Source organism: Acidaminococcus nyctereutis (assembly GCF_052216985.1).
Lineage (GTDB): Bacteria > Bacillota > Negativicutes > Acidaminococcales > Acidaminococcaceae > Acidaminococcus > Acidaminococcus fermentans_A.
On sequence record NZ_JBQOUY010000018.1, the window covers coordinates 23,743 to 50,620 of the forward strand.

Below are 26,878 nucleotides of genomic sequence, written 5' to 3' on the forward strand. Positions count from 1 at the left end.
ATATGACAGTAAGTATTCGATTCAGCTGATATCCAGTCTTTTGACCAGAATCTCACAGGCATCTGTTTTACATGAATGTATACTTTCGTATATAAGATATTTATTGGTATACCAATACATTCTATCTTTTACAATAACAAAATGAAGAAAATGCAAAATTTCAGTAATATCACGTCTTATTTGTGAACATTTCATCATTTCACCTTGAAAAAGTATTTTCCCGGGGAGGGAGCCATTTTTCTTCTGCAATATCATTATAGCAGAATACATGGGTAAAAAACTCCTCAGAAAAGAATTAGCCGAAAAAAAGGAAACAAAAGCTCCGTTTTTTTCGGCTCAAAATTGAAACAAATATTGCACAGCAACCCATCAATGTTTCGTCCAGGTCCTGGGATAGAACAGGATCAGCATGGGCAGGAGTTCCAGGCGGCCGGCCAGCATGTCGAAGATCAGGATCAGTTTGGACGGACTGCTGTAGGCGCTGAAGTTCCTTGTAGGGCCCACTCCGGCCAGGCCGGGGCCGATGTTGTTCAGGGTGGCGGCCACCGCAGTGAAGTTTGTCTCCAGGCTGAATCCGTCCAGGCTCACCGCCAGGATGGACAGGAAGAAGATCAGGAAATACGAAATGAGGAAAATGTAGACGGAATTCAGTACTTTGCTATCCACGGTCTTCCCGTCCATGCGCATCCGCTGGACACCATGGGGATGGAGCACCTGCCGCAGTTCCAGGGCGATGGATTTGCCGGTCAGCACCACCCGGCTCACTTTCACTCCGCCGCCGGTACTGCCGGCACAGGCCCCCACCACCATCAGGAGCACCAGGATGAACTTGCAAAAGCTGGGCCACAGGTCGAAATCCACCGTACTGAATCCGGTAGTGGTCATGATGCTCCCCACCTGGAAGAAAGACGCACGCAGGGTCTCTTCCAAAGTGTCGAACCGGCCCCGGATCTGCCAGGCGATGGCCAGACCGGAAGCCAGGATGATCCCCAGATAGGCCCGGACTTCTTCCATGGCGATGGCTTCCCGGAAACGGCTGATGAGGAACAGATAATAGAAGCCGAAATTCACCCCGAACGCAATCATGAACAAGGTGATGATCCACTGCTGGATGGGCGTATAGCTGGCGCAGCTGTCATTGAGGACGCCGAATCCCCCGGTGCCCGCGGTCCCGAAGGTGATGCACAGGTTGTGGAACCAGTCCATGCCGGTCAGGGCCAGGAGAGCGATCATCAGGAGGGTCATGCCCAGGTAGATCTTGTACAGCACGATGGCTGTATTCCGCACCCGGGGTACGAACTTGGATACATCCGGGCCGGGGCTTTCCGCCTTCATCAGGTTCATCTGGGTACCGCCGCGGTTCGTGGGCACCAGCATCAGGATGAATACCAGCACTCCCATGCCCCCGATCCAGTGGGAGAAGCTCCGCCAGAACAGGGAGGTATGGGACAGGGCCTCCACATCTCCCAGGATGGAAGACCCTGTGGTGGTGAAACCGGAAACGATTTCAAACACCGCATCCACGTAAGAAGGGATCTCCCCCGTGACTACAAAGGGAATGGCTCCGTAAAGGCTCAGGAGGATCCAGGAAAGACCCACGGCCACAAAGCCTTCCCGCTGATAGATGGCCTTGTTGGCGATTTTCCGCCGGCCTGTGAGGAAACCCAGGGCAATGGCCAGAAAAGCCAGGGCGAAATACACCATGCCCTGGTCTTCCCGATAGATGAGAGAAATGAGGCCGGGCAGCAGCATCAGCGTCCCCTCGGTACAGAGGATCCAGGAGAGTACCTGCCCGATCACAGGATAATTCATAGAAGTCATGCTCCTTTATGCCAGGATGTTTTCGATATCATGGAAGCCCAGATTGGTCGTGACCACGATCACCGTATCCCCTACCTGGAAGGCGTCCTGGCCTCCCGGGATGATCAGCTTCCCTTCCCGGACGATGCCTGCGATCAGCACGTTCTTCTTGATCTGCATCTCCGCCAGTTTGGGCCCGATGATGGGAGATTCCTTATCCAGCAGGAATTCCAGGGCTTCGACCCGCCCGTTCATGAGCCGGTACATGGTTTCCACATTGGATTCCATGCTGTTGCCGGCAGCCCGGACGTACTGGACGATCTGCTGGGCCGTGAGTTCCTTGGGGTTCACGATACTGTCCAGCTGGAGCCCTTCGATTACGTCTCCGAAATCCACATGGTTCACTTTGGTGACCACTTTCTTCCCCATATGCTTCAGGGCGTAGAGGGAAAGGATGGCGTTCACTTCGTCCATGCCGGTGCAGGCCACGAAACCGTCCATGCTCTCCAGATGTTCTTCTTTCAGCAGTTCCTCTTCGGTACCGTCTCCACAGTCGATGGCAGCTCCAGGGAGGGCTTCCACCAGTTCCTCGCACCGGGCCATGTCCCGTTCGATGATAGTCACATCCGTATGGCTCTTCAGGAGCATCTTTGTCAGATAATAGCTGAGCTGGCCGCCTCCGACGATCATCACATTCTTGCATTTGTTGGTGCGGACACCGATTTTCTTGAAGAAGGCCTGGGCATCCCGGGGCATAGCGATGATGGTGAGGATATCCCCTTCCTGGATCACCGTATTGCCGTCAGGGACCAGGATGTTGTTGTTCCGTTCGACGACGCACACCAGCAAGTTCACGGTCAGGTCGGCGATGTCCTTCAGGGAGCGGCCGATGAGCACGGAACTGGCAGGCACCCGGAAACGGAGCATGTCGATCCGGTCTTTGGCAAAGCTGACGATTTCGATGGCCGAGGGGAAATTCAGCAGCCGGGCGATTTCTTTGGCCGCTTCCATTTCCGGGTTGATGGTCATGGAAAGGTTCAGCCCTTTCTGGAGATAATGGCGTTCATCGGAATAATGGGGACTGCGGACCCGGGCGATGGTATGGCACTGGCTGTTGTTCAATTTGGCGATGACGCAGGTGAGAAGGTTCACCTCGTCGCTTTCTGTGACGGCGATGAGCATATCGGCATGTTCCAGGTCGGCTTTGGCCAGGATGTTGAAGCTGGAACCGTTGCCCACGATCCCCATCACATCATAATTGGTGGAGATATTCCGGATCAGGGCAGCGTCCGTATCGATCACCGTCACATTATTATCTTCTTGGGCCAGCTGGGAAATGATGCTGCGCCCCACTTTCCCACAGCCTACAACTATGATCTGCATGGCAGTACTCCTTTTGTGAGGGGCTGATGCCCCTGGTCTCCGGTCGCGAGTCTCGGGTTTCGGGCCGCTGGATAGGACTTTTCCTTCGTCCAAGTCCTTATGAATCTATAAAATCGCAGGAACCTCACGCCGGGTGACCGGGATGGACATACCCTTCCCTGGCCGCCCAGAGGGCCTTTTGTCAATCTCTTCTACTATACACCAGCCGTCCTAAAAAATCTACAAGTTTGTTACATTTCATACAAAACTGTTGTTATTTCCTTTTATTCTTCCTGGGGGTGGATTTTTTGGGGCCTTTCGGTGTCCGGGTGCCCAGGATCCTCTTTTCCACTCCTTTGGCCAGCAGCAGCCCCAGGATACCGGTGGACAGCTGGAGGGGCAGGAAGAGGGACAGGGTCTTATTGATGGCGTTCCAGGGCAGCTGGAGGAGATGCAACGCCCCCACCATGCCGATGCCCAACACCAAGGTCTTCCCCAAGGGAGCCCCCAGGAAAAGAGCCGGGCCTCGGGGAAGACTGCGGGCCAGTTCCACGTACATGCCATTCCCCAGGGCGATCACCGGCACTACGGGACCCAGGATATGGCCCTGGAAAAAGGCGATGACCGCCAGGGCCACACAGATGGCCCAGGCAAGGAGCCGGGTGGTGAACCGCCCTGCCAGCACCAGGAGGGCGTTCACCAGGGTGCCGATGAGCAGGGTCATGACAGGGACGGGCAGGGGCAGTACCAGCCGCAGCTGCTGGCTGAGCGCCCCGATGGCCAGGAGCAAGGCTCCCCGGACCAGCAGACGGATGTTGTTTTCCACGATGATCCCTCCCTTTCCCTCTGTCATGTTTGTGTCTTTTTCTATTGTAATCAGCTGAGCAGAAAAAGGCAAGCAAAAGGGGGTTGAGAAAGATTTCACCGGAAATTATAATGAAAAGATAGATATATTACCCTTACTGAAAAAGGAGTTTTCTGTGAAACAGCGCAATCTTGTATTCGACAATCTCCGGGGCATCTGCATGCTGGGGGTCATTGCCATCCATGTGGGCAGCATGGCCGTCACCGATGCCGAAGCCTCTCCTTTCCTGGTGCTCATCACCAATATCCTGAGCCGTTACAGCGTCCCGGCCTTCTTCTTCATTTCTGGCTATGGACTCTTCTACAGCAAACCGCTGGAAGAGCGTCTGGATTACGGAGCTTTCCTGAAGAAGAGGCTGAAAAGCATCGGCCGCCCCTACCTGCTGGCCTCCCTGTTCTATCTCTGCTACTACGCCTTTTTGAACCGGGATATGAGCGTGCTGGATCCGTCCAATATCCTGTTTTCCCTGTTTTTCGGCACGGCCCAGTACCATATCTATTTCCTGGTGATCCTGATCTGGTTCTATCTACTCTTCCCTCTCTGGCGCAGCCTGATGCGGGCCATGGAAAAAATCGGGCTGAAGGTGGCTCTGCCCATGCTGTTCATTGCCCAGCTGCTGCTGTTTGAAGGGAATTTCCACTTCTGGACCTATCCCCAATGGATTGCTTCCAGCCCAATTCTGCTGAACCTGTGCAATTATCGCTTGAATTATTTCCCCTTCTTCTACCTGTTCATCTTCATGCTGGGCGGGGTCATCGCCCGGCACTATAAAGGTTTCAAAGCACTGATCACCCGGCACAAAGCCCTGCTGACAGCCTTCTTTGCCGCCAGTGCCGGCTGCAATACCTGGCTGTTCTATCGGTGGACCTTCAAATGGCAGATGCCCTACGAGAACACGGTGAACTATCTGCAGCAGCTGAGCCTGCCCGGGCTGGTGTACACCATAGCCTCGGTCCTCTTCTTCAGCATGGTGCTCCAGAGCGGCCGCTATCCTCTGAAAAGAGCCCTGAAAAGCATGAGCGACCGTTCCTTCGTGATCTATCTGATCCACCCCGTATTCATCGATCAGCTGGAAAATGTGCTGAACCGGACCATAGGGATCAGACAGGTTCCGATGGAAGCGTTTTACATGGCCGTACTCCTGTTGTCATGGGGAGGGGCAGAAATCTGGCATCGATTCAGAGCAGCAAAAACCTGAAGGCTTTTGCTGCTGTCACTGGTCACTGGTCACCGCTTCTAGTCGGAAGTCCGGATTCCAAAGCTGCAGAGCAGGTCTCGGGTCTCGAGTCTCGAGTCTCGAGCCTCTGGAGGGAAACTGCCTGCACAGTTTCCTTTGAAGATGCAGAACCCTGTTTGTAAAATGTCATGGTGTTCCATTGCTTGTCGATTGTATGATATGAATAAAAAAATCCCGCCTCTATGAGGCAGGATTTTTTTTGATCAAAAGCGATGATTTTGTTCAAGACTTTTAATTAACTTTGTCAGACAACCACCGACTTCGTCACATAAAAGGCAAACCTGAATTGCCTGTTCTCTGGTGATATATTCCCTTGCTTCACTGAGCAGCAACTGTGTATCCAGTTCAGCACAAGAACCCCTGGCAATTAATAAAAACCGTATAAAATCTTTATCGCTTCCCCGCGTTCTTCCTTCTGCAATATTGCTGGGAATGGAAACCGCTGCCCTTCTCATTTGATTAGCCAGTCCGTAAATTTCCTTAGATGGATAGTTTTCCGTTAAATCATAAATACGATTTGCCAGCTGCATTCCTTTTTGCCAAACGATCAGTTTCTTATGTGAGTATTCCATGAATACAACTCCTGCTGTATAAAATAGTTCAAATTTGAATCAGATCAACAAAAATCCGATTCATTACGGTTCTGGTTCTACACCTTCAAAAGGACCTGGCCGCAGGACAGGTCCTGTCCGACGGCTCGAGACTCGAGACTCGAGACCATTTACTTCACATTGATTTTCCCCGCATATACGCTCCCTGTCGTCACGTCCAGGGTGACCAGGTCGCCGGTTTCCAGGGCTTCCATGGCTCCTTTGGCTCCTACGATCACGGGGATGCCGTAGTTGATGCCGATGATGGCAGCGGGAGAGGTGAATCCCCCTTCTTCCGCGATGATCCCGCCAGCCTGGGCAGCAGCCGTACCCATTTCGTTTTCCAGAGCCACTACAGCCAGGATCATGCCCGGTTTGAATTGTTCCAGATCAGCTTTCTTCTCGACCCGCAGGACCACACCGCTGGTGGCTTTTTTGCCGATGCCCTGGCCGGAAACGATTTTCTGGCCCACATTGACCACTTGGATCAGGTTGGTGCTGCCCACTTTGCCCACATTCATGCCGGCAGTGACCACCAGGGAATCGCCTTTCTTGATAAGGCCGGTATCCAGGGCTTTCTTCAGGGACGCATCGATCAGGGCATCGGTGCTGGCCTTGTTCTCTCCCTGGAGGGGCGTAACACCCCAGTACAGGTTCATCCGGCGCAGGCTCTCTTCTTTGGGAGAAACCCCCAGCACATGGGCCTTGGGCCGGTATTTGGCTACCATCCGTGCGGTATAGCCACTTTCGGTGATGGACATGATGGCGTTGGCTTCCAGTTCCTGGGCGATCTGCACGGTGGCATGGCTGATGGCATCGGTCATCTGGACCTGGGCCCCGATGCCCTTGTGCTGGAACACCTGGACATAGTCGATGGCTTCTTCCGTCCGTTTGGCGATCCGGGCCATGGTCTGGACGGCTTCCAGAGGATAGGCCCCGGAAGCGGTTTCTCCGCTGAGCATGATGGCATCGGTTCCGTCAAAGATGGAATTGGCGATATCGTTGGCTTCGGCCCGGGTAGCCCGGTAATTGGTGATCATGCTTTCCAGCATCTGGGTGGCGGTGACCACCGGCTTGCCCAGGGCGTTGCATTTGGCGATGATTTCCTTCTGGACGATGGGCACGTCTTCCATAGGGATCTCTACCCCCAAGTCCCCACGGGCCACCATGACTCCATCCACCACCTGGAGGATCTCATCGATGTTGTCCACCCCTTCCTGGTTCTCGATCTTGGCGATGATCCCCATGGGAGACCCCAGCCGTTCCAGGAGACGGCGGATCTCCATGGCATCATGGGCATTCCGCACGAAGGAAGCCGCCACATAGGTCATACCGTGCTGGGCGGCAAATGTGATATCGGATACATCCGCCTCGGAGAGGAAAGGTAGTTTCAGGAAAGCTCCAGGGACTGCTACCCGTTTCCGGGAAGAGATCTCCCCGCCGTTCACCACGATGGTGTGGATTTCCGTGGGGGTCGTGGATTGGACTTCCAGGGACAGTTTCCCATCGTTCAGGAGGATGATATCCCCCCGTTTCACTTCTTCCGGGAGGCCGGCATAATTCACATGGGCCTTTTCTGCCGTCCCTTCCACATTCTCCGTGGTGAGGATGAACTCATGGCCGGGCACCAGGGTGGTCTTATCTCCCTGGAAGAGTCCCAGCCGCATTTCCGGGCCTTTGGTATCAGCCACATAGCCCACCAGCCGGCCGGCTTCCTTTTCCGCTTCTTTCAGCAGATTCAGCCGGGCTTCACATTCGCTGTGGGAACCATGGGAGAAGTTGAACCGGGCCAGGTCCATCCCTGCCTTGATCATATCCACCAGCAGCTCTTTCTTATCCGTTGCCGGACCAAGGGTACAGATGATTTTCGTCTTTTTCATAAAAGTTTCCCCCTCTGAAAAAAAGTCCGGACTTATAAAAGCCCGGACTTTTCAGTTCCGTTTATGAAATTAGGATTCCTTGAAGGCCTTGATCTTTGCGGTCAGCAGAGGCAAGATCTTCAGGGCATCGCCCACGATACCATATTTGGAGATCTGGAACATAGGAGCATCCGGATCCTTGTTGATGCAGACGATGGTATCGGATTTGCTCATGCCGGCTTTATGCTGCACAGAACCGGAAATCCCGCAGGCGAAGTAAATCTTCGGGGTAACGGTTTTACCGGACTGGCCGACTTGCCGAGGATGTTCGATGAACCCTTCATCCACTGCAGCACGGCTGCCGCCCACAGCGCCGCCCAGTACATGGGCCAGGTCATACAGCAGGGAGAAGTTATCTTTGGCTTTCATGCCACGGCCGCCGGAGCAGACGAACGGAGCATCGTCGATGGCCATTTCGCCTTCGCTGACCACTTCTTCTCTACGGATGCAGGTGACACGGTCATCCACATGGTTCTTCAGGGTGTAGTTGATCACTTCACCGGTACGGGAAGCATCCGGTTCCATAGCCTTGAAGGTCTTAGGACGGACAGTACCCATCTGAGGACGATGTTCTTTGCACAGGATGGTAGCCATGATGTTACCGCCGGCAGCAGGACGGGTCCATTCGATCAGGCCGTCTTCTTCTGCATCCAGGATGGTGCAGTCTGCGCACAGACCGGTGTTCACCCGGGCAGCGATACGGGGCCCCAGGTCACGGCCGTCGTTGGTAGCGCCGATGAATACGGAAGAAGGCTGGTATTCAGCGATCATTTCGCAGAAAGCGTTGGTGTATTCATCGGTGGAATAATATTTAAAAGCAGGATCCTGGCAGACATAAACCAGATCAGCGCCCCGGGCAATCAGTTTGGACGGAACGTCTTTGGCATCGTCAGTGATCAGGACAGCGGCCAGTTTCTGGTTGCATTTGTCAGCCAGTTTCCGGCATTCGCCTAACAGTTCATATACTACATGGACAGGTTCGCCTTTGTAATGTTCAACATAGACCCATAAATCTTTTTCGTTACCGGTCTTTAAACCTTTCGTGTTAGCCATTTATACCCAACCTCACTTCGTAATAATCTTGTCTTCGATCAGCTTGTTCACTAACTTATCGACTGCCACAGCAGGATCTTCGTCATTGAAGATTTCGCCGTGTACCTGAGTCACTTTCGGAGTGAAGCTCTTCATGACCTGAGTCGGAGAACCTGCTTTGCCGATGATATCCAGAGGGATTTCCAGGGCAGCTGCCGTGTAGACAGGGATTTCAGCCTTTCTGGCTTTCATCTTACCTCTGATGCTGGCAAAACGCAGATCCTTGCTGCGCATTACGGTGACTACGCAGGGCATCTTCATGGTGAAGGTCATGGACATTTGTTCATTATCTCTGTCCACAACGACTTCGTCGTCTTTGACCTGGACTTTCAGAGCCGCAGTGACTTGGGGCAGGCCCAGATGTTCTGCGATTTCAGGACCTACTTGGGCGGTATCGCCATCGATAGCCTGACGGCCGCACAGAATCAGATCAGGAATGCCGAAATGTTTGATGGTGTTGGCCATAGCTGCAGAAGTAGCCAGGGTATCAGCGCCGCCGAAGGCTCTGTCGCTGACCAGTTTGGCTTCATCAGCACCCACTGCCAGGCAGTCTCTCAGGACGGATTCAGCATGAGGCGGTCCCATGGTGATGACGGTAACATGAGCACCCAGTTCGTCTTTCAGCTGCAGAGCCGTTTCCAGAGCATACTGGTCATACGGGTTCATAATATTGGTTACACCATCTCTGACGAGGTTGTTGGTAACCGGATCGATCTTCATTTCAGCGGTATCCGGTACCTGTTTAACACATACAACGATGTTCATTACAAAGCGACCTCCTAAAAATCATATAGTTCAAAACCACACAGCCCAATTGTAACACGTGTGTTCCCGGTATGCAAGAGATTGGGTCAACTTGCCAGGCCGGCACAGCAGCTCGCCCGTTTCAGTTCATTCCCCCTAGCCTGCATTTTTCTTTTGTATACTCGTTCTTTCTAAATTAACGGATAATTCTCAACAACTTCTGTAACGGAAATTTCAACAGAATTGCACGACAAATAACAGAGGATTTCGGGGAGATATAAGGGATCACTTATAAAAAAAGGGGGTGTGAAAAAATTCACAACCCCCGTCGCGGGTCGCGACTCACGACTCGCGACCAAAGGTTTGCTGCACAGAACGTGCAACAAGCCTTACAATTCCACGCTTCCTTTCCCCAGCACCCGCTCTATGGCGTCGTTGAAGCCGGGGGCTTCCAGGTCCACCCAGAAGCGGGGATTGGTCCGGATGACTTTCCGGGTGTCGGCGATGTGGAGATACACCGGGTTCTTGCCATGGAAGGCGGCAAAGATCCCTCCCAGCTGCTGCTGGACAGTTTGGGTATTCTTTCCCGGTCCGATGTGGAGATGGACTTCTTTGGCCGCCTCCTGAAGAGGTTCCACATTGTTGGCAAAGATCCGTGCCTGTTCTTCGTCCAATTTCAAGATCCCTTGGACCATGACGATCCGGTCTTTTTCGATCTGGAGCCGGCAGTGGGCATAAGCCCGGGGAAAAGCAATCACATCCAGGCTGCCGCTGAGGTCTTCCAAACTAAAGGATGCCATCCGATCGCCATTCTTGGTGGACCGGACCCGCAGTTCGGAAATGATGCCTCCTACGGTGACCCGCTCCCCATCCCGGAAATTCTCCTCGCTGCACTTGGCCAGGGGCGTGAGCCGATAGAGCGCATTGCGGTAGGCATCCAGGGGATGGCCGGTGACGTAGAAGCCGATCAGTTCCCGCTCCAGCCGGAGGATCTCTTCTTTGGGGATTTCCGGCAGATCGGGGATGGGAATGGTACTGGCACTGGCGATTTCCTCTTCCCCGAACAATCCCAGCTGCCCGGTAATCCGGTCCCGCTGTTCGCTGGCCGCTGCTTCCAGGGCCGGGTCCATGATGGCCAGCATCTGGCTCCGCCGCAGGCCGAAGGCATTCAGAGCGCCGCTCTTGATCAGGGCTTCCACCACCCGCTTATTCACTTTGGAAAGATCCACCCGACGGGTGAAATCGAAGAAATCCTTGAAGGGGCCCCGTTTCTCCCGTTCTTCCAGGATCACGGAAACTGCTGCATCCCCCACGCTCTTGATGGCCCCCATGCCGAAGCGGATGGTATGCCCATCCACGGAAAAACCCGCCTCGCTGGTGTTTATATCCGGAGGCAGCACTTTGATGCCCATATCCCGGCACACTCCGATATACCAGCTCACCTTGTCCGCTACGGTGATGATGCTGTTCAGGAAGGCGGCCATGTATTCCACCGGATAGTTGGCCTTCAGCCAGGCGGTCTCATAGGCCACCAGGGCATAGGCCGCGGAATGGGATTTGTTGAAGCCGTAGCCGGCAAAATGCTGCAGAAGGGCAAAGATCTTTTCGCCCAGTTCCCGGCTGATGCTGTGGAGCTTCTGGGCTCCGTCCAGGAATTTCTCCTTCATGGAATCCAGCAGCTTAGCCTTCTTCTTTCCCATGGCCCGGCGCAGGATATCGGCTTCCCCCAGGGTAAAGCCTCCCAGGGCGGACACGATCTGCATCACCTGTTCCTGGTAGAGGATCACTCCGTAGGTATCGGCCACGATGGGTTCCATCAGGGGGTGGAGCACTTGAGCGGTCCGTTTGCCATGACGGCCGGCGATGAAGTCTTCCGCCATGCCGCTGCCCAAGGGCCCGGGCCGGTACAGGGCTACCAGAGGGATCAGGTCTTCAAAGCCTTCCGGGGCCAGCTGCTTCATGAGCCGGGTCATGCCGTCGCTTTCCATCTGGAACACCGCCGCCGTATCTCCCTGGCAGAGCATCTTGCAGGTCTTGGGATCGTGGAGGTCGATATGGCGGATATCCACTTCTGTGCCCCGGTTCTTTTGGATCATCTTCAAAGCGTCGTCGATGACGGTGAGGGTCCGGAGACCCAAGAGATCCATCTTCAGAAGGCCCAGGCTTTCCGACCGGTCCTTGTCGTACTGGGTGCAGATATATTCATGTTCATCATCGCTGCTGGAGGTGATCTGGAGGGGGACGTAGTTGGTCAGTTCCCCCGGAGTGATCACCACGCCGGCCGCATGGGTAGACGTGTGCCGGGGCATCCCCTCCACTTTCTGGGCGAAATCCAGGAGCTGGGCGATGTTGGGATCCTGGTCCCGGAGTTCCCGAAGTTCCCGGCTGCCTTCCAAAGCCCCTTTCAAAGTCGTACCCGGGGTGTTGGGGATCAGCTTGTTCACCTGGTTCACCACGTTCAGCGGGATCTCCATGGCCCGGCCCACATCCTTGATGGCTGCCTTGGCCGCCAGGGTCCCGAAGGTGATGATCTGGGCCACATGGCTTTCCCCGTATTTCCGGGCCAGGTAGTCCACCACCAGGTGGCGCTTCACGTAGCAGATATCCGTATCGATATCGGGCATGCTCACCCGTTCCGGGTTCAGGAACCGTTCGAAGATCAGGTTGTATTTCAAGGGATCGATGTTGGTGATCCCCGTCAGGTAGGCCACGATACTTCCTGCGGCACTGCCTCTCCCCGGTCCCACCGGGATATCATGGGTGCGGCTGTAGTTGATGAAATCCCAAACGATGAGGAAATACCCGGAATACCCCATCTGTTTGATGATCCCCAGTTCGTATTCCATCCGTTTCCGGGCCGTGCCGTCGTCGTCCGGATACCGGGCCGGGAACCCTTCCTCGCAAAGTTTCCGCAGATAGCCATCCATAGTCTCTCCCAGGGGCAGGGGGAATTCCGGCAGCAGCAGGTGCCCGAATTCCAGCTCCAAATCGCATCGCTGGGCGATTTCCAGGGTGTTGTCCAGGGCTTCCTGGTCTTCTGGGAAGATCTCTTCCATCTCGGCCCGGCTCTTCAGATAGTAGGAATCGTTGTTGAACCGCATCCGCTGGGGATCCAGATACCGGGCATTGGTCTGGATGCACAGGAGGATGTCCTGGCCGGAAGCGTCGTCCTTATGGATATAGTGGAGGTCGTTGGTGGCCACCAGTTTGATATTGTGTTTCTGGGCCAGCCGATGGAGTTCCCGGCGGACGGTGGTTTCTTCCGGCAGTCCGTGGTTCTGGATCTCCAGGTAGTAGTGGTCCCGGTCGAAGATATCCAGGTATTCCAGCATGGTCTTCTCGGCGGTTTCCAGTTCGCCCCGGATCAGGTGGCGGGGCACTTCCCCGGCGATGCAGGCGGAAAGGCAGATCAGCCCTTCACTATACTGGCGGAGGACTTCTTTATCGATCCGGGGTTTATAATAGAAGCCTTCCACTTCCCCGATGGAAACCAGCTTCATCAGGTTCTGGTAGCCGGTCTTATTTTCAGCCAGGAGGATCAGATGGTAGAGACGGTTCCGTGTCTCCAGGCTCTTATCCAGATGGGACCCGGAGGTGATGTACACTTCGCAGCCGATGATGGGTTTGATTCCTGCCTTACGGCATTCCTGGTAGAACTCGATGACCCCGTACATGACTCCGTGGTCTGTGATGGCCAAAGCCGGCATCCCCAGTTCCTTAGCATACTGGACCAGATCCGGGATGCGGCAGGATCCATCCAGGAGGCTGTATTGGGTATGAGTATGTAAATGGACGAATTGGTTCATGGGGACTCCTTTAAAAAGGGGTGTTGCACGTTCTGTGCAACACCCTAGTCTCGGGTCTCGAGTCTCGAGCCGAATGAGAAATTTGCAAAGCAAATTTTTTGAAGATATGAAGCCTGAATCGCTAATGACAAAATAACAATTTCCCTATCCAGCCCGGTTCTGGTTCTACACCTTCAAAAGGCCCCGACCGAAGGGTGGGTTCTTTCCAGAGGCCCGAGACTCACGACTCGAGACTCGCGACTGGCATTGCTGCTGGCAGCAATGCCCTATCCTCTAATCGTATCCACTTCTCCCGGCAGGTACATGGTGACTTCCGGAGAAATCTCGGTTTCTGTGGCGCCGATGGTGTAGGCAATGCCAGCCAGATAATCCTGGGCCCGGATCTTGTCCGGTTCAGGCAGGTCGTTGAGGCACAGGAGCAGCCCCTTCCCATCCATGATCAGGCTGCCGTAGGAGACGATATCTTCCAGGCTGGCCGGCGTCCGGAGACACAAATCCAGATTGGGCGTATCCAAAAGCGTCAGTCCAGGATTCTCCCGTTCTTCCTGGTGGACTTTTCCCGATTTGAAACTGGCAAACATGGGTGACATCCCTCCCTTCTTCGTATCTTTTTATTTTACACCAATTTGGGGGAGAAAGCAAAAGGGGCTGTTGCTCACGCAACAGCCCCTTTTCATTACGCCCGTGCGTTCCGTGCTCTGGTGCGGACACGTTCCAGACGGGACAGGACTCTCTTTCTCATACGGATGCTCTTGGGGGTGACTTCTACGGTTTCGTCTTCGTTGATATGTTCCAGTGCCCCTTCCAGAGAGAAGGTCTGGGGCGGAACCAGACGGACGGCGTCATCGCTCCCGGCAGCACGCATATTGGAGACGTGTTTCTTCTTGCAGGGGTTCACGTCCATATCGTCTTCCCGGCTGTTTTCGCCGACGATTTCCCCTTCGTACACTTCTTCACCAGGGTTCACATACATGGTGCCTCTGGCCTGGCATTTGTCGATGCCATAGGCGGTGGTGGTCCCTGCTTCGAAAGCCACCAGGCTGCCCCGGGTACGGCCCGGGATTTCACCCTTGTAAGCGCCCCAGCCGGCGAACACGTGGTTCATGATGCCATTGCCCTTGGTATCGGTGAGGAACTGGTTCCGGAAACCGATCAGGCCCCGGGCCGGGATGATGAAGTCCATCCGCAGGTAGCCGGCCATTTCGGTCATGTTCTGGAGTTCCGCTTTCCGGATCCCCAGGCCTTCCATGACAGCTCCCATAAAGTCCTGAGGCACTTCGATGGTCAGGGCTTCCATGGGTTCCAGCAGCTTGCCGTTTTCGTCCCGGCGCATAATGACGGTGGGTTTCCCGACCTGGAGTTCGAACCCTTCCCGACGCATGGCTTCGATGAGTACGGACAGATGCAGTTCCCCACGGCCGGATACCTTGAAGGTATCGGCGCTGTCGGTGTCTTCCACTTTCATGGAAACGTTGGTCTCCACTTCTTTGTACAGACGGTCCCGGAGATGACGGCTGGTGATGAAGTCCCCTTCCTGGCCAGCAAAGGGGCTGTCGTTGACGGAGAAAGTCATGGACAGGGTGGGTTCATCCACCTTGATCCCCTGGAGCTGTTCCGGATTGTCCACATCGGCGATGGTATCGCCGATTTCAGCGGTATTCAGGCCGATCAGGGCGATGATGTCCCCGGCCTTGGCTTCCGGCACTTCCACCCGTTTCAGTCCTTCATAGGTGTACAGACGCCCGATTTTCTGGTTGGAACGCTGGTCATCGTGCATCAGGCACACATTCTGGCCGTTCTTGATGGAACCGCGGACTACACGGCCCACTACGATCCGTCCTACATAGTCATCGTGGTCCAAGGTGTTCACCAGCATCTGCAGCGGGGCATCCACATCCACATCGGGAGCGGGGATGCTGTCGATGATGGTGCGGAACAGGGGTTCCAGATTGTCGCTGTCGTCATCCATGGACAGTTTGGCGATACCCTTCTTAGCGGAAGCATAGACCACCGGGAAATCCAGCTGGTCATCGTTGGCGTTCAGTTCGATGAACAGGTCCAGCACTTCGTCCACCACTTCTTCCACCCGCTGATCGGGACGGTCGATCTTATTGATGACCACCACCGGTTTCAGATGATGTTCCAGGGCTTTGCGCAGCACATATTTGGTCTGGGGCATGGGGCCTTCATAAGCGTCTACCAGCAGCAGCACACCATCCACCATGTTCAGCACCCGTTCTACTTCGCCGCCGAAATCAGCGTGGCCCGGAGTATCCAGGATGTTGATCTTGCAGCCATCATGCATGACGGAAGTATTCTTGGCCAGGATGGTGATGCCACGTTCTCTTTCCTGATCGTTGGAGTCCATGACCCGTTCCTGTACCTGCTGGTTGGCACGGAATACACCGCTCTGCTTCAGCATAGCGTCTACCAAGGTGGTCTTGCCGTGGTCGACGTGAGCGATGATGGCAATGTTACGCAAATCATTTCTAATCATAAAAGCCCAATCCCCTCTTATTTCCAGATAAATCAAGAGGATGCCCGTCAAAGAAGCATCCTCAAAGTTAACTACATCATTTCGACTTTCCTATTATATGCTTTTCCCATCTGTATGTCAAATTGATTTACAGGGTCTTCATCACATCGTCGATATACTTGCGGATCTTGTCCATCTTGGCCCGGATGTCGGGGATCCGGCGGGGATCATGGGTGATGAGCTGTTCCATCCGCCCTTTGTAGGCCAGATAATCTTTTTCGAAGTTCCGCAGATAATCCCGCATGGCCTGGATGGCCGGTTCGCTGGTGATGACCTTGGTTTCCTCGATCCGCCAGTCAGTCCCGTCGATGATGGCCGCATCCCCGAAATTGGGGATATACGTAGCCGTCCCCAGCTCCGTATTCAGCAGATGGGCAAAGGAACTGGCTGCATCGTATTCCCCATGGACTACGAAAAAAGCTTTGGGCTTCTGTTCCATCCCTTTGTAGAAGGCCAGCATCTGATCCCGGTCCGCATGGGCGGAAAAACCAGTGAGGTTGTAGATCTTGGCGCCCACGGCGATGTCTTCGCCCATGATCTTCACTTTCTTGGCTCCGTCGATGAGCCGCCGTCCCAGGCTCCCTTCTGCTTGGTAGCCGGCGAAGATCACGGAAGAATCCTTCCGCCACAGGTTGTGTTTCAGATGGTGGAGCACCCGGCCGGCGTCGGCCATGCCGCTGGCGGAGAGGATGATCATAGGGCTGGGCATATCGTTGATGGCCCGGGATTCCGCTGCCGTCTCGGTGTACTTCACATTGGGCATGTCGATGAGCCGTCCCCCCTGTTTCTTGAAGATGGTCCGGGCTTCCTCATCGTATTCTTCAGGATTGTAGAGCATCACTTGGGTAGCCTTGATGGCCATGGGACTGTCCACCATGATGGGGACTACGGGCAGCTGCCCGCTAGACATGAGTTTCTGGAAATAATAGAGCATCACCTGGGTACGGCCTACGGCGAAGGCGGGGATGATCACGTTGCCGCCCCGGCTCAGGGCTTCCTTCATCACATCGCACAGTTCTTTTTCCCGGTCCACCTGTTCGTGGAGCCGGTTCCCATAGGTGGATTCGGTGATGATGAAATCGGCGCCGGAAATCTGGTGGGGATCATCCAGGATGGGTACATTGGGCTGGCCGATATCCCCGGTGAAGATCAATTTGGTCTTCTTGCCGTTCTCTTCAATCATCAGGTTCACCAGGGCGCTGCCCAGGATATGGCCGGCTACCCGGAAGCGGAAAGTGATCCCCGGATACAGTTCGATGTCTTCATCGTAATCGTGGGGGATGAAGTGCTTCAGGGCCAGATAGGCGTCGTCGGCGGTATAGAGAGGCTCCACGGCCTGCTTGCCGGCACGGAGGCCCTTCCGGGTAGCGATCTCTGCATCGGATTCCTGGATGTGGCCGCAGTCCGGCAGCAGGATCTCACAAAGTTCTTCCGTCACATGGGTGCAGTGGATGAACCCTTTGAACCCTTCCCGGATCAGCTTGGGCAAAAGGCCACTGTGATCGATGTGGGCATGGCTGAGGATCACCGCATCGATTTCACCCGGGTTGAAAGCAAAAGCCCGCCGGTTCAGGTCCCGGATCAATTTGGGACCCTGGAACATGCCACAGTCCAGAAGGATCTTTTTCCCGTTGACTTCCAGCAGATGGCAGGAGCCTGTGACGATTTTATCCGCTCCCAAGAAGGTGATTTTCATAGATTCTGCCTCCTTTGCAAAGATTTCATTTTAATCTGTCAGTTAATTTATCTATAGTATACCACGATGTGGTACAATAAGGCCATGGATTCCCAGAAAGGATGTCATACATGAAAAAAACTATTTTCCTTCCTATAGTGTTTGTTTCTCTTTTCCTGCTCCCTTCCCTGCTTTTTGCCCAGGAAAAGGAAAAAGCCGTTTCTCCAACGGCCGTTTCTGTAACGAATGATGCAAAAGAGATCAAAGCCCCGGACGGAACGGCTGCTCTGGCAAGTGATGCAGAGACAGCTTCTGGAACAGCCACGGCTCCTGCCCAGCCAGCAGGACAGCCCCCGGTGCCTCCCACCGAGGAAACGGCCGCCTGGACTCAGGCCGGTGCCAACAGCAATTACGAAGTGTATTACGATACCCGGAGCATCCAGTATGACGAAAAGACCGGGATCATCACCCTGTGGAACAAATGGGTGAAAAAAGGCACGGTCCTGACCGGTACCCGGACTACCCTCCTGTTGAGCCGATACGATGTACGGCTGCGGGTCTGTGCCGATCTGTACCAATACACCTACAACGGCCTCGGAAAAGAAATCAGCCATGGAAAATCAGGGGATTCCTCCTGGTATCCCCTGAGCCCAAATACCCTGGGAATGGAGCTGTGTGAAGCGCTGAAGGGGGTTTTGTTGAATAATTGAGGAGAAAGAGGGGCTGCTGTATGTGTGAAAAATACACACGTACAACAACCCTTTCGTCTAGTAACATACAAGTATATTCTGTTGGACTTCCTTCTTCTTGCATAAACGAAAAGCTGGTAGGATGTTGTAGTTCCCTGCTGGTCATTGGTTTGGTACAATCTATCACCTCTTACCATACCCCTGTGCTCCGTTGTAGTTCCCTGCTGGTCATTGGTTTGGTACAATTGAAGCTATGCAACAGTCAGCGGCCAATAAGTTGTAGTTCCCTGCTGGTCATTGGTTTGGTACAATAGCTGGATGCCTTGTTCGAAGGGTACATGCGGTTGTAGTTCCCTGCTGGTCATTGGTTTGGTACAATTAGTATTTTCCGCTCTTTACCATGAAGGTAGTTGTAGTTCCCTGCTGGTCATTGGTTTGGTACAATAACTGCTCAAAGCCTGGGCCGAAGATATGCGTTGTAGTTCCCTGCTGGTCATTGGTTTGGTACAATAGTACCTTTTTTCTAAAACAATTTAACACGGTTGTAGTTCCCTGCTGGTCATTGGTTTGGTACAATTTATCGTTAGAGGGATTCGATTAAAGGAAAGTTGTAGTTCCCTGCTGGTCATTGGTTTGGTACAATGATATCGAACAAGCAGGCCGTTAAAGGTGTGTTGTAGTTCCCTGCTGGTCATTGGTTTGGTACAATAATATTGTCTAAAGGGACTCACTCTTTCATGTTGTAGTTCCCTGCTGGTCATTGGTTTGGTACAATGTAGGCTTGGAGAGGTCAGTACGTCGCCAAGTTGTAGTTCCCTGCTGGTCATTGGTTTGGTACAATGTCCGGCAATACGCGGAGTGTACTGAGCCCGTTGTAGTTCCCTGCTGGTCATTGGTTTGGTACAATAACTTCTCAGAAAGAAGGCTGATCCATGGAGTTGTAGTTCCCTGCTGGTCATTGGTTTGGTACAATGCCTTCAGTCATCCAGGTGGCGGATGCGCTGTTGTAGTTCCCTGCTGGTCATTGGTTTGGTACAATACAGCGCCCCAAACAGTTCCCTGCAATCGCGTTGTAGTTCCCTGCTGGTCATTGGTTTGGTACAATGAAGCAAACGAGCGGGTACAGCGTGTCCGAGTTGTAGTTCCCTGCTGGTCATTGGTTTGGTACAATTGGAAGCAGGCGGGGATCCGGAGAAAATCCGTTGTAGTTCCCTGCTGGTCATTGGTTTGGTACAATCCGTAAAAACAAACCCGGCACGGCTGCCTTGTTGTAGTTCCCTGCTGGTCATTGGTTTGGTACAATTATAAGGTGGTGCGCAATTTTGTGGCGCACGTTGTAGTTCCCTGCTGGTCATTGGTTTGGTACAATAGAATGTTTTGGGAAGGGGCTATTTCTACGGTTGTAGTTCCCTGCTGGTCATTGGTTTGGTACAATCCTGTTCATCGCTTGCAATACCTCCCAATGGTTGTAGTTCCCTGCTGGTCATTGGTTTGGTACAATCCTGTTCATCGCTTGCAATACCTCCCAATGGTTGTAGTTCCCTGCTGGTCATTGGTTTGGTACAATTAGACCGGCTGGCGAGGTCATGGAACATCTGTTGTAGTTCCCTGCTGGTCATTGGTTTGGTACAATTTACAGCCGGAGGTGTATCAGAGGCTTGCAGTTGTAGTTCCCTGCTGGTCATTGGTTTGGTACAATTTTTTACCGGCTCTTTGCAAAACGGGCACGGTTGTAGTTCCCTGCTGGTCATTGGTTTGGTACAATTTCGTCCACGAACAGTGCGTGAAGAAGTAGTTGTAGTTCCCTGCTGGTCATTGGTTTGGTACAATTGACAATCTCCGGCTAGCAGACAAGCTGGAGTTGTAGTTCCCTGCTGGTCATTGGTTTGGTACAATTTTCCGGTGCAGACCTGTCCAATGTTGTACGTTGTAGTTCCCTGCTGGTCATTGGTTTGGTACAATGGAAATGAAAAACTCCCTGAGATTCCTGCAGTTGTAGTTCCCTGCTGGTCATTGGTTTGGTACAATCCATCCTGGAGCCGCCGCCGAACATCAAGGGTTGTAGTTCCCTGCTGGTCATTGGTTTGGTACAATCGGCAGGGTTCGTCCATGCTTTATCTTTGGGTTGTAGTTCCCTGCTGGTCATTGGTTTGGTACAATGGCGGAAATCCTCATCGTCAAAGAACTTGAGTTGTAGTTCCCTGCTGGTCATTGGTTTGGTACAATTTTAGCATGTCGTTGTCAATGACATAAACGTTGTAGTTCCCTGCTGGTCATTGGTTTGGTACAATTTACCGACAGTCAATACACAAATGTGTCGAGTTGTAGTTCCCTGCTGGTCATTGGTTTGGTACAATCTTGCGTGCGATACAGGCGGTTTCCGGAGGGTTGTAGTTCCCTGCTGGTCATTGGTTTGGTACAATTGACTTTTTTCTCCGTGTACTGCCGGGAGAGTTGTAGTTCCCTGCTGGTCATTGGTTTGGTACAATCAAAGTTTAGCAAAAAAGAGAATATTCTGTGTTGTAGTTCCCTGCTGGTCATTGGTTTGGTACAATCGAGACTAGCAAAAGCCCTTGTGTCATCTGGCACAAGGGCTTTCTACTTTTTTCAAAAACTCCTCCAGTAAGGTATTTTTGAAACCGTATTCGATTGTTTTTAAAAAATGGAAACATGTTCCACATCATAGGCCTTTTCTTCAGGCAGATATTTTCCCACCAACACATCAATGGCTTCATACTGCCTTTCTGTCAGGACCACCATCCTGACGGATCCATTATCCGGCAAGGCCCTCATCAAGCGCTGCCGATGTTTTTCCACGGCATCAGGACCATTGCAGATACGGGCATAGACAGAATACTGCAGCATATAATATCCGTCTTTCAAAAGGAAATGGCGGAATTTCGTAGCTACATGCCGTTGGTATTTTGTTTTTACCGGAATGTCGAAAAGTACAAGTATACGCATAAATTTATTCATATTGATGCTGTCTCAGTTGAACCAGCTCAGGAATCACTAAATTTTTCTCTTCCTGCTGGCAGATCCGCATAAAACTTTGGATCATCCGTTCCGCGCCATAATTCAAGCTGTGCATTTGTCCTCCAGACACTACATCCACCCCCAAGAGATTAACCAGGGCATGTTTCAAATCCGGCGTCAACATATCCTCTTTTGACATATTATTCAATACAAACAAATCAACGATTGGACGCAGGGGCTCCATAAAGTCATCTGCCAGGTTGAAGCTGTTGTACTTATTGCCATGATGGATTCCCCGAATGACCATGAAACCATACCCTGTAAGCAGCCTGGCAATCAGCCCCCGCATAATGGCATACCCGTAATTCAATGCACTGTTTCTTCCATCATCTCCCGTCCTGGAAAATTGATCTCCAAATGCCCGTCGAAAATAATACCGGGCTGCAGTGGCTTCCACATTATGGACATCCCCGCTGGTCACCGTTTTGGCTAATTCCGTTAAATATTGGATTCCTTCCTTATCCCCCCTTTCCTTTAGGCAACGCCCTTGGTTCTGGATTTTGGCCATGACAATCTGTTTCCAGATTTGTTTCGTTTGAGGAACAGAAAGATGTTCCTGCCTCTCAATGACCTCTGCATTGGTAGAATGCTGATAAAAAGGAAGTACCACGGCGCTGGGCAAATGTTGTTGATCACACAGGTATACCGTCACATTACTGGAAACTAGCTGTTCCAACGCTGCCAGACTGATTTTGCTCTGCCGGTTTTCCAAAACAATGGCATTGATATCCTCGATGGGGACCTTGTTGTTTTCCTCATTGAAAATAATCAGCTGATTTTCCCTGCAGGATAAAGTAGCAGCAGAAACAATCACAATATTGCGATACCCCATTGATTAAGACCTGCCTTATCCATCATCGAGCCTTCTGTTGAATGGTAAATTTTTGACGGACTTCTTTTTTCACAGGATGAACTTTTCCCAATACATCCACTTGATATTTTTCAATTGACTTTAGCGTCTTTACCCCTAAGCTTAGTTTTTGATAGCAATGATCATTAGTAATAACTTTAATCGAACCATTAGCAATTCCAGTTTTTATATAATATACAAAGCATTGGTTGCTTTTAATTGTTTTGAGAAGACCACTATCTTCATTAACCAGAGAGAAGGAAATATCTTGCTTGCTTTCAATCTTAATTAAATCATTTGGATACAACGAAAATAGAAAGTCCTTTTCATCCATCACTTTCCAATTTTCATACGTTTTACCAGGTGTTACTGCTTTTTGCGGCAAATCCTTCTTTACCGTATCTGCTACATAAATCGGCACCAGATAATACCCTTCCCCCTCAACCTTAAATACATCCACACGGACCATGCTGTCATTATCTGCAACTCCCGTTTTCTTTTCCACAGGAACCGCCAAAGTCGCTTTCGATTGGATTTTCACTTTTTTAACCAATGGCCCTCTAGTTCCGTCTGCTTTGGGCTTATAGAATGGCTCCTGAAAAGCGTCCTTGCTCTTGTCTCTAAACTGTTTTAGCCGTTCTTTCAAGGCCTCATACAACAGACGGTCACTATCTGGATTATAATAATCCGTGATTTCCCCATCATTACCCAGTTTCAAATTGTTCAGCGGTACTTTCGAAACCGTGATTCCTTCAGCAATATGTCTAGCACTGCGAATGGTGTCTTTATGGGCAGCCCCAGTCACCTTTCTCCGGGGCATCCGAGAAACAAAAATCGGTTTGATATCATTCAAATCTTTGTTCATATAGAAAGGTAAGCCAGCCAATCCCCGTTCCGGATGATCAGAACAGCGGGCATCCAATTCCTGCCGGAATCCGTCCCAAGGAAGTGGGAATTCTTTCAGGATTTCCCCGGTTGATTTATTTACCAAACGGCTTCCCTGCTCATCCACATCATACTTGTTTTCCCTTTCTTCCGAATAAAGAGTCAGGTCACGGATCATCTTATCCGTGGTGCAGGCAATGACCACCGCGTCCACAGCATGGTGTTTATCCCCATTGGCCCGGATTTTACGGATGCCCCACCGTTTCCGCAGATAGGAAGTAATCATTCCATTGACGGCCAATACCCTCTTCTTTTTCCCTGTTTCAGAAGGGGCGAATTCCAGATGGTCCCGAATGAAATTATACATAAACCGGGAAATATATTTGGTATCACTCAGGTTCCGTTCCTTAAAGCCGGATATTTCTTCTTTCGTCATTTTTTCTTTCAGGAGTCTCTGCCGTTTTTGGTAATCCCGTACATTGTTGTTAACCCAAACTTTGAACCGATCCGCCGCATCCTGCCCATATTTCTTCAGAAGATATTGATAGGGCAAACGGTTTCCCTTATCCCGGTTTTCTGAAGAAAACACCAGTACCTTGTTTTTATAGCTGTCATCAAAGTTGATGCTGTAGGGAACTATATGATCGATATCCACGTAGCCTGTTTCAAACAGTCGTTCTCTCTCAATATGTTTCTGTGAATAAGGACTGATTCCATCCTGTTCATTCCACAATTTCAATTTCATCAAATCCATACCGGACGGATTAAGTTTGTTGTTTTCTTTCCTGATTTCATCCATCAGGTTGTCATTATTTTCTTGATTTTCTTTGTTGATTTTTTCGATTTTCTTCCGTTCCTGAAAATCTTTGGCCATTTCCCGTGCCAGTTCCACATTGACATACAAGGGACTGCTTCCCTGCTTCCGGATAATAGCATTGACCACTTTGATGGTCTGTCCGATGGCGCGGCGTACTACTGGGTTTGTAATATCTTCCAGTTCCGGTACATTGGCCGGAAGCAAAAAAGACTTATTCGCCCGATGGGCCCGAAAATCGTATCCAGCTGCCTCGCAGGCTTTATCATAGGTCATGCCCTGTTCCAGGAAAGGTGTAATCTTTCGGATGGCCTTCAGTGACAAATGGGAGAACTTGCTGGTTCCATTCATTTCCAACAGAGCTTCGATGGCTTTCGGAGCAAGTTGCAGTTTCTCCAATTCCTTCCGTCTGGCATCATCTCCCTTATAAAAGGCAAGGATCTGTCCGATTTTATCTAATATATCCAAAGAATAATCCCTAATATCAAGTTGGGCTTTTACTTTTAAGATTCTCCGCATCTGATGATAGAACGGTAAATAATTGAATTTCGCTTTTTTCTCAGTTTCCTTGGGGCATTCCTTTGTGCTGTAGGAAACACCCTGGAATCGATATTCCTGAGGAATCTGCAGTGTTTCCCGGATCTTTCCTAAACGCAGATCTGCTTTGTCCTTTGCCAGCGCGATGACCTTTTTCCGTTCTGCTTCATCCAGTCCCCTGTTATCTTTAGAAGAGGTCAGACGCAAATGGTTCACTTTCTGAAGAAGATTGAAATATTCAAAGGAATAACAGACTTTGGGAGATCTCTTTTCTGCTGGCGCTCCATTGCTTCCATCTTCAAAAGTACAAGGCCTTACCTTGTTCAGGATCTGATTTCCTCCGTAATGGCTTTTTCCCCCAGGCCCTTCATCAAACTGCCTCTGGCTCAGCAAGATAGAAAGATAGGATTCTTGAAAATCCCCATTCAGTTTGCTGTTTCCCAGTTTTTCCTGGATTTCCAGGATCTTGCGGCCTTCGTCTTCCACCATGGCCCGGTCCACCGTGTTAAGGTAATTTCCACCCCGATTCCTCTTGTATTCTGTATAACGGGGATCTTTGCAGAACATTTCCCCCACCGTCCGATAGTGGTTTTCTTCCATGGTTTTCTGGTTTAGGCTGATGGCTTTTTTCAGTTCCCCTGCTTCTGCGCTTTGGGATTCCGCTTTCCGATTGCTTTTAAAGCCTCGGCGATGGGCCAGATGCAGTAGAACCCGTGCCACCTCTTCATCCGTCAGCCGTTCATCCAGGGCTCTGACACGGAGAGCATACACATCTTCCAGATTCCCGTCATACAGATGATCCAGCTGTTCTGCTGTCAGCAGTCCACATTTGATAAAAAGGTTCCGTATCCGTTCCAGACGGTGTCTGCGCCGGCGCAGACGGCGTCGCATACTTCTAGCTTCCCTCCTGGGCAGTGCTAATGAAGCTCCTGTTTTAGGCTGTTCTGCTGCATCAAAGATCCGGCTGCCCAAATCAATGATTCCCCAAGGATTTTCTTCATGATCCAGTGCCAGGATAGCCCAGCCCACTGATCCGATTCCTACATCCAACCCAATCCCGTATTCCATAACCTTGCCCGCCCTTCTTTGTATTTTATTCCCATAAAAGAGATAACGCCTTGCCAAATGGCAAGGCGTTAGAGCTCCTCGGTGTGTTACCTTATCATAGTAACCCACTGATCATTGGTTTGGTACAACCAAATTTATTATAGCGCACTTACCATGGAAAGTAAAGAAATATAAGAATATTGTATCATATTTTTATTTTACAAATTGCTTTGATTTCTTCCTACTCCCATCATACACTCTTTCCTATCCAAATTTCAGTACAATTCCTATCTTTCCCAATATTTTTTATACCACAGGGCCGCCTGCTGCCAGGATTGGGGGACGCCTCGGCCTGCTTCGTACAGGCTGGCGATGGCGAGGCAGGCACTGGAGCTGCCTCTTTGGTAGGCTCTGCGGTACCAGGCCAGGGCTTGGGCAGGTTCTGCCTGGCCCAGGTATCCTTTTTCCCAAAAATCTCCCATGATCTCACAAGCTGCAGGGTGGCCCTGGCGGGCGGCTCTTTCGTACCAGATCTTGGCCTGGTCCAGGGCATGGAAGTGCAGCCGGTATTCCTGGGCCAGGCGCAGCTGGGCTTCTGCATGGCCTTGTTCGGTGGCTTTTCGATACCATTCCAGCCGTTTCTCCCGCCAACCGCTATTTTCCCCCTTGCTCCCCAGCCGGAGGAAGGAACCCATGGCCAGCTGGGCGGCTGCGAAGCCCTGGGTGGCAGATTTCTCGAACCAGGCCAGGGCTCCTTCGTAAGAAGGGTCCACCCCTTCCCCGTAAGCGTACATGATCCCCAGATAGTACTGGGCCAGGAAGTCCCCTTCTGCCGCCAGGGCTCGGATTTTTCCTCTCTGCCGGACGAACACCCGGACGGATTCTCCCACATTGGGCAGGTCTTTCAGTGCCCCAAAGGCAGGAGCCACCGGATCACCGGCCTGAAAAGCGGCGGAAGCATACGCCCGGGCCTGGCCTTTATCCAGGAAGAAAGTTTCGTATCCCCCATCCAGATACAGAGCCAGGAGGAGCGAGGCCCGGCCGCTGCCTTCCCAGGCTTTCGCCAGGATGAGAGGATACGCCTCCCGGGGCGGAAGTGTCAGGAACATCTGATCCAGTTCCCGTGACCCTTTTTCCCATATTCCCTTTTCCCCTGCCTGCATCTCTCTTTGTTCTATTTTTCTCTCCATGGCCTGTACCTCCTGTAATGGGATTCCTTTTTTTCCAGTATAGCAAAAGAAATGGGGAAATTTGGGGACAGAAAAAGGGTTCTATAATAAATGTTGGGGTCTTGTGGACACTCCTGTTCACAAGACCCCTTGTCTTACGATAAAATAAAGACATATCTAAGCTACATTTCACCTCAACCACCACGAAGAACTGAAAGGAGAATA

General features: G+C 51.8%; 17 protein-coding genes and 1 CRISPR repeat array. Of the genes, 2 read left to right on the top strand and 15 right to left on the bottom strand.

Annotated features, from left to right (window positions below):
* Positions 1-369: 369 nt before the first annotated feature.
* From ACTUHY_RS09065 to ACTUHY_RS09075, 3 genes are all read right to left on the bottom strand, one after another.
* Complete coding sequence (locus tag ACTUHY_RS09065) at positions 370-1,812, bottom strand: TrkH family potassium uptake protein (protein WP_442827477.1); 1,443 nt, start codon at positions 1,810-1,812, stop codon at positions 370-372.
* Positions 1,813-1,827: 15 nt separating this feature from the next.
* Positions 1,828-3,183, bottom strand: a complete 1,356-nt coding sequence (trkA, locus tag ACTUHY_RS09070) for a Trk system potassium transporter TrkA (RefSeq protein WP_442827478.1) — start codon at positions 3,181-3,183, stop codon at positions 1,828-1,830.
* A 253-nt stretch (positions 3,184-3,436) separates the two neighbouring features.
* Positions 3,437-4,015, bottom strand: a complete 579-nt coding sequence (locus ACTUHY_RS09075) for a hypothetical protein (protein ID WP_442827479.1) — start codon at positions 4,013-4,015, stop codon at positions 3,437-3,439.
* 127 nt (positions 4,016-4,142) lie between these two features.
* On the opposite strand from ACTUHY_RS09075, the gene ACTUHY_RS09080 reads away from it, so the two are divergent.
* Positions 4,143-5,225: an acyltransferase gene (locus tag ACTUHY_RS09080; RefSeq protein WP_442827480.1), complete on the top strand. Its 1,083-nt coding sequence runs from the start codon at positions 4,143-4,145 to the stop codon at positions 5,223-5,225.
* 242 nt (positions 5,226-5,467) lie between these two features.
* Here the strand turns inward: ACTUHY_RS09080 and ACTUHY_RS09085 are convergent, their stop codons facing one another.
* The 8 genes from ACTUHY_RS09085 to ACTUHY_RS09120 all read right to left on the bottom strand — a co-directional run bounded on the left by ACTUHY_RS09085 (position 5,468) and on the right by ACTUHY_RS09120 (position 17,647).
* Complete coding sequence (locus ACTUHY_RS09085) at positions 5,468-5,836, bottom strand: four helix bundle protein (protein ID WP_442827481.1); 369 nt, start codon at positions 5,834-5,836, stop codon at positions 5,468-5,470.
* Positions 5,837-5,985: 149 nt separating this feature from the next.
* Positions 5,986-7,734: a pyruvate kinase gene (gene pyk, locus ACTUHY_RS09090; RefSeq protein WP_442827482.1), complete on the bottom strand. Its 1,749-nt coding sequence runs from the start codon at positions 7,732-7,734 to the stop codon at positions 5,986-5,988.
* Positions 7,735-7,803: 69 nt separating this feature from the next.
* Positions 7,804-8,826: an electron transfer flavoprotein subunit alpha/FixB family protein gene (locus ACTUHY_RS09095; protein ID WP_278675756.1), complete on the bottom strand. Its 1,023-nt coding sequence runs from the start codon at positions 8,824-8,826 to the stop codon at positions 7,804-7,806.
* 12 nt (positions 8,827-8,838) lie between these two features.
* Complete coding sequence (locus ACTUHY_RS09100; protein WP_278675757.1) at positions 8,839-9,630, bottom strand: electron transfer flavoprotein subunit beta/FixA family protein; 792 nt, start codon at positions 9,628-9,630, stop codon at positions 8,839-8,841.
* 368 nt (positions 9,631-9,998) lie between these two features.
* Positions 9,999-13,415: a DNA polymerase III subunit alpha gene (locus ACTUHY_RS09105; protein ID WP_442827483.1), complete on the bottom strand. Its 3,417-nt coding sequence runs from the start codon at positions 13,413-13,415 to the stop codon at positions 9,999-10,001.
* Positions 13,416-13,681: 266 nt separating this feature from the next.
* The gene (sepF, locus tag ACTUHY_RS09110; protein ID WP_442827484.1) at positions 13,682-13,996 is read right to left on the bottom strand and encodes a cell division protein SepF; all 315 of its coding nucleotides are present in this window, start codon (positions 13,994-13,996) and stop codon (positions 13,682-13,684) included.
* 95 nt (positions 13,997-14,091) lie between these two features.
* A complete protein-coding gene (gene typA / locus ACTUHY_RS09115) occupies positions 14,092-15,912 on the bottom strand; it encodes a translational GTPase TypA (protein ID WP_442827485.1) in 1,821 nt (606 codons plus the stop codon).
* Between the two features lie 127 nt (positions 15,913-16,039).
* Positions 16,040-17,647, bottom strand: a complete 1,608-nt coding sequence (locus ACTUHY_RS09120) for an MBL fold metallo-hydrolase RNA specificity domain-containing protein (RefSeq protein WP_442827486.1) — start codon at positions 17,645-17,647, stop codon at positions 16,040-16,042.
* Between the two features lie 110 nt (positions 17,648-17,757).
* Here ACTUHY_RS09120 and ACTUHY_RS09125 point away from each other — a divergent pair, with 110 nt between their 5' ends.
* The gene (locus tag ACTUHY_RS09125) at positions 17,758-18,336 is read left to right on the top strand and encodes a hypothetical protein (RefSeq protein WP_442827487.1); all 579 of its coding nucleotides are present in this window, start codon (positions 17,758-17,760) and stop codon (positions 18,334-18,336) included.
* Positions 18,337-18,459: 123 nt separating this feature from the next.
* A CRISPR array of direct repeats spans positions 18,460-20,870; the repeat unit is 36 nt; unit sequence GTTGTAGTTCCCTGCTGGTCATTGGTTTGGTACAAT.
* Positions 20,871-20,970: 100 nt separating this feature from the next.
* Here the strand turns inward: ACTUHY_RS09125 and cas2 are convergent.
* The 4 genes from cas2 to ACTUHY_RS09145 form a co-directional block, all read right to left on the bottom strand.
* Positions 20,971-21,291 (bottom strand): CRISPR-associated endonuclease Cas2, encoded by a 321-nt coding sequence (gene cas2 / locus ACTUHY_RS09130; RefSeq protein WP_442827488.1) that lies wholly within the window; start codon positions 21,289-21,291, stop codon positions 20,971-20,973.
* Positions 21,284-22,183 carry a type II CRISPR-associated endonuclease Cas1 gene (cas1, locus tag ACTUHY_RS09135; RefSeq protein ID WP_442827489.1) on the bottom strand — a complete coding sequence of 300 codons (900 nt, stop codon included), beginning with the start codon at positions 22,181-22,183 and terminating at the stop codon, positions 21,284-21,286. The genes cas2 and cas1 overlap by 8 nt, the downstream gene beginning before the upstream one ends.
* 22 nt (positions 22,184-22,205) lie before the next feature.
* Complete coding sequence (gene cas9 / locus ACTUHY_RS09140) at positions 22,206-25,505, bottom strand: type II CRISPR RNA-guided endonuclease Cas9 (RefSeq protein ID WP_442827490.1); 3,300 nt, start codon at positions 25,503-25,505, stop codon at positions 22,206-22,208.
* 266 nt (positions 25,506-25,771) lie between these two features.
* Positions 25,772-26,674, bottom strand: a complete 903-nt coding sequence (locus ACTUHY_RS09145; protein ID WP_442827491.1) for a tetratricopeptide repeat protein — start codon at positions 26,672-26,674, stop codon at positions 25,772-25,774.
* Between the last annotated feature and the right edge of the window lie 204 nt (positions 26,675-26,878).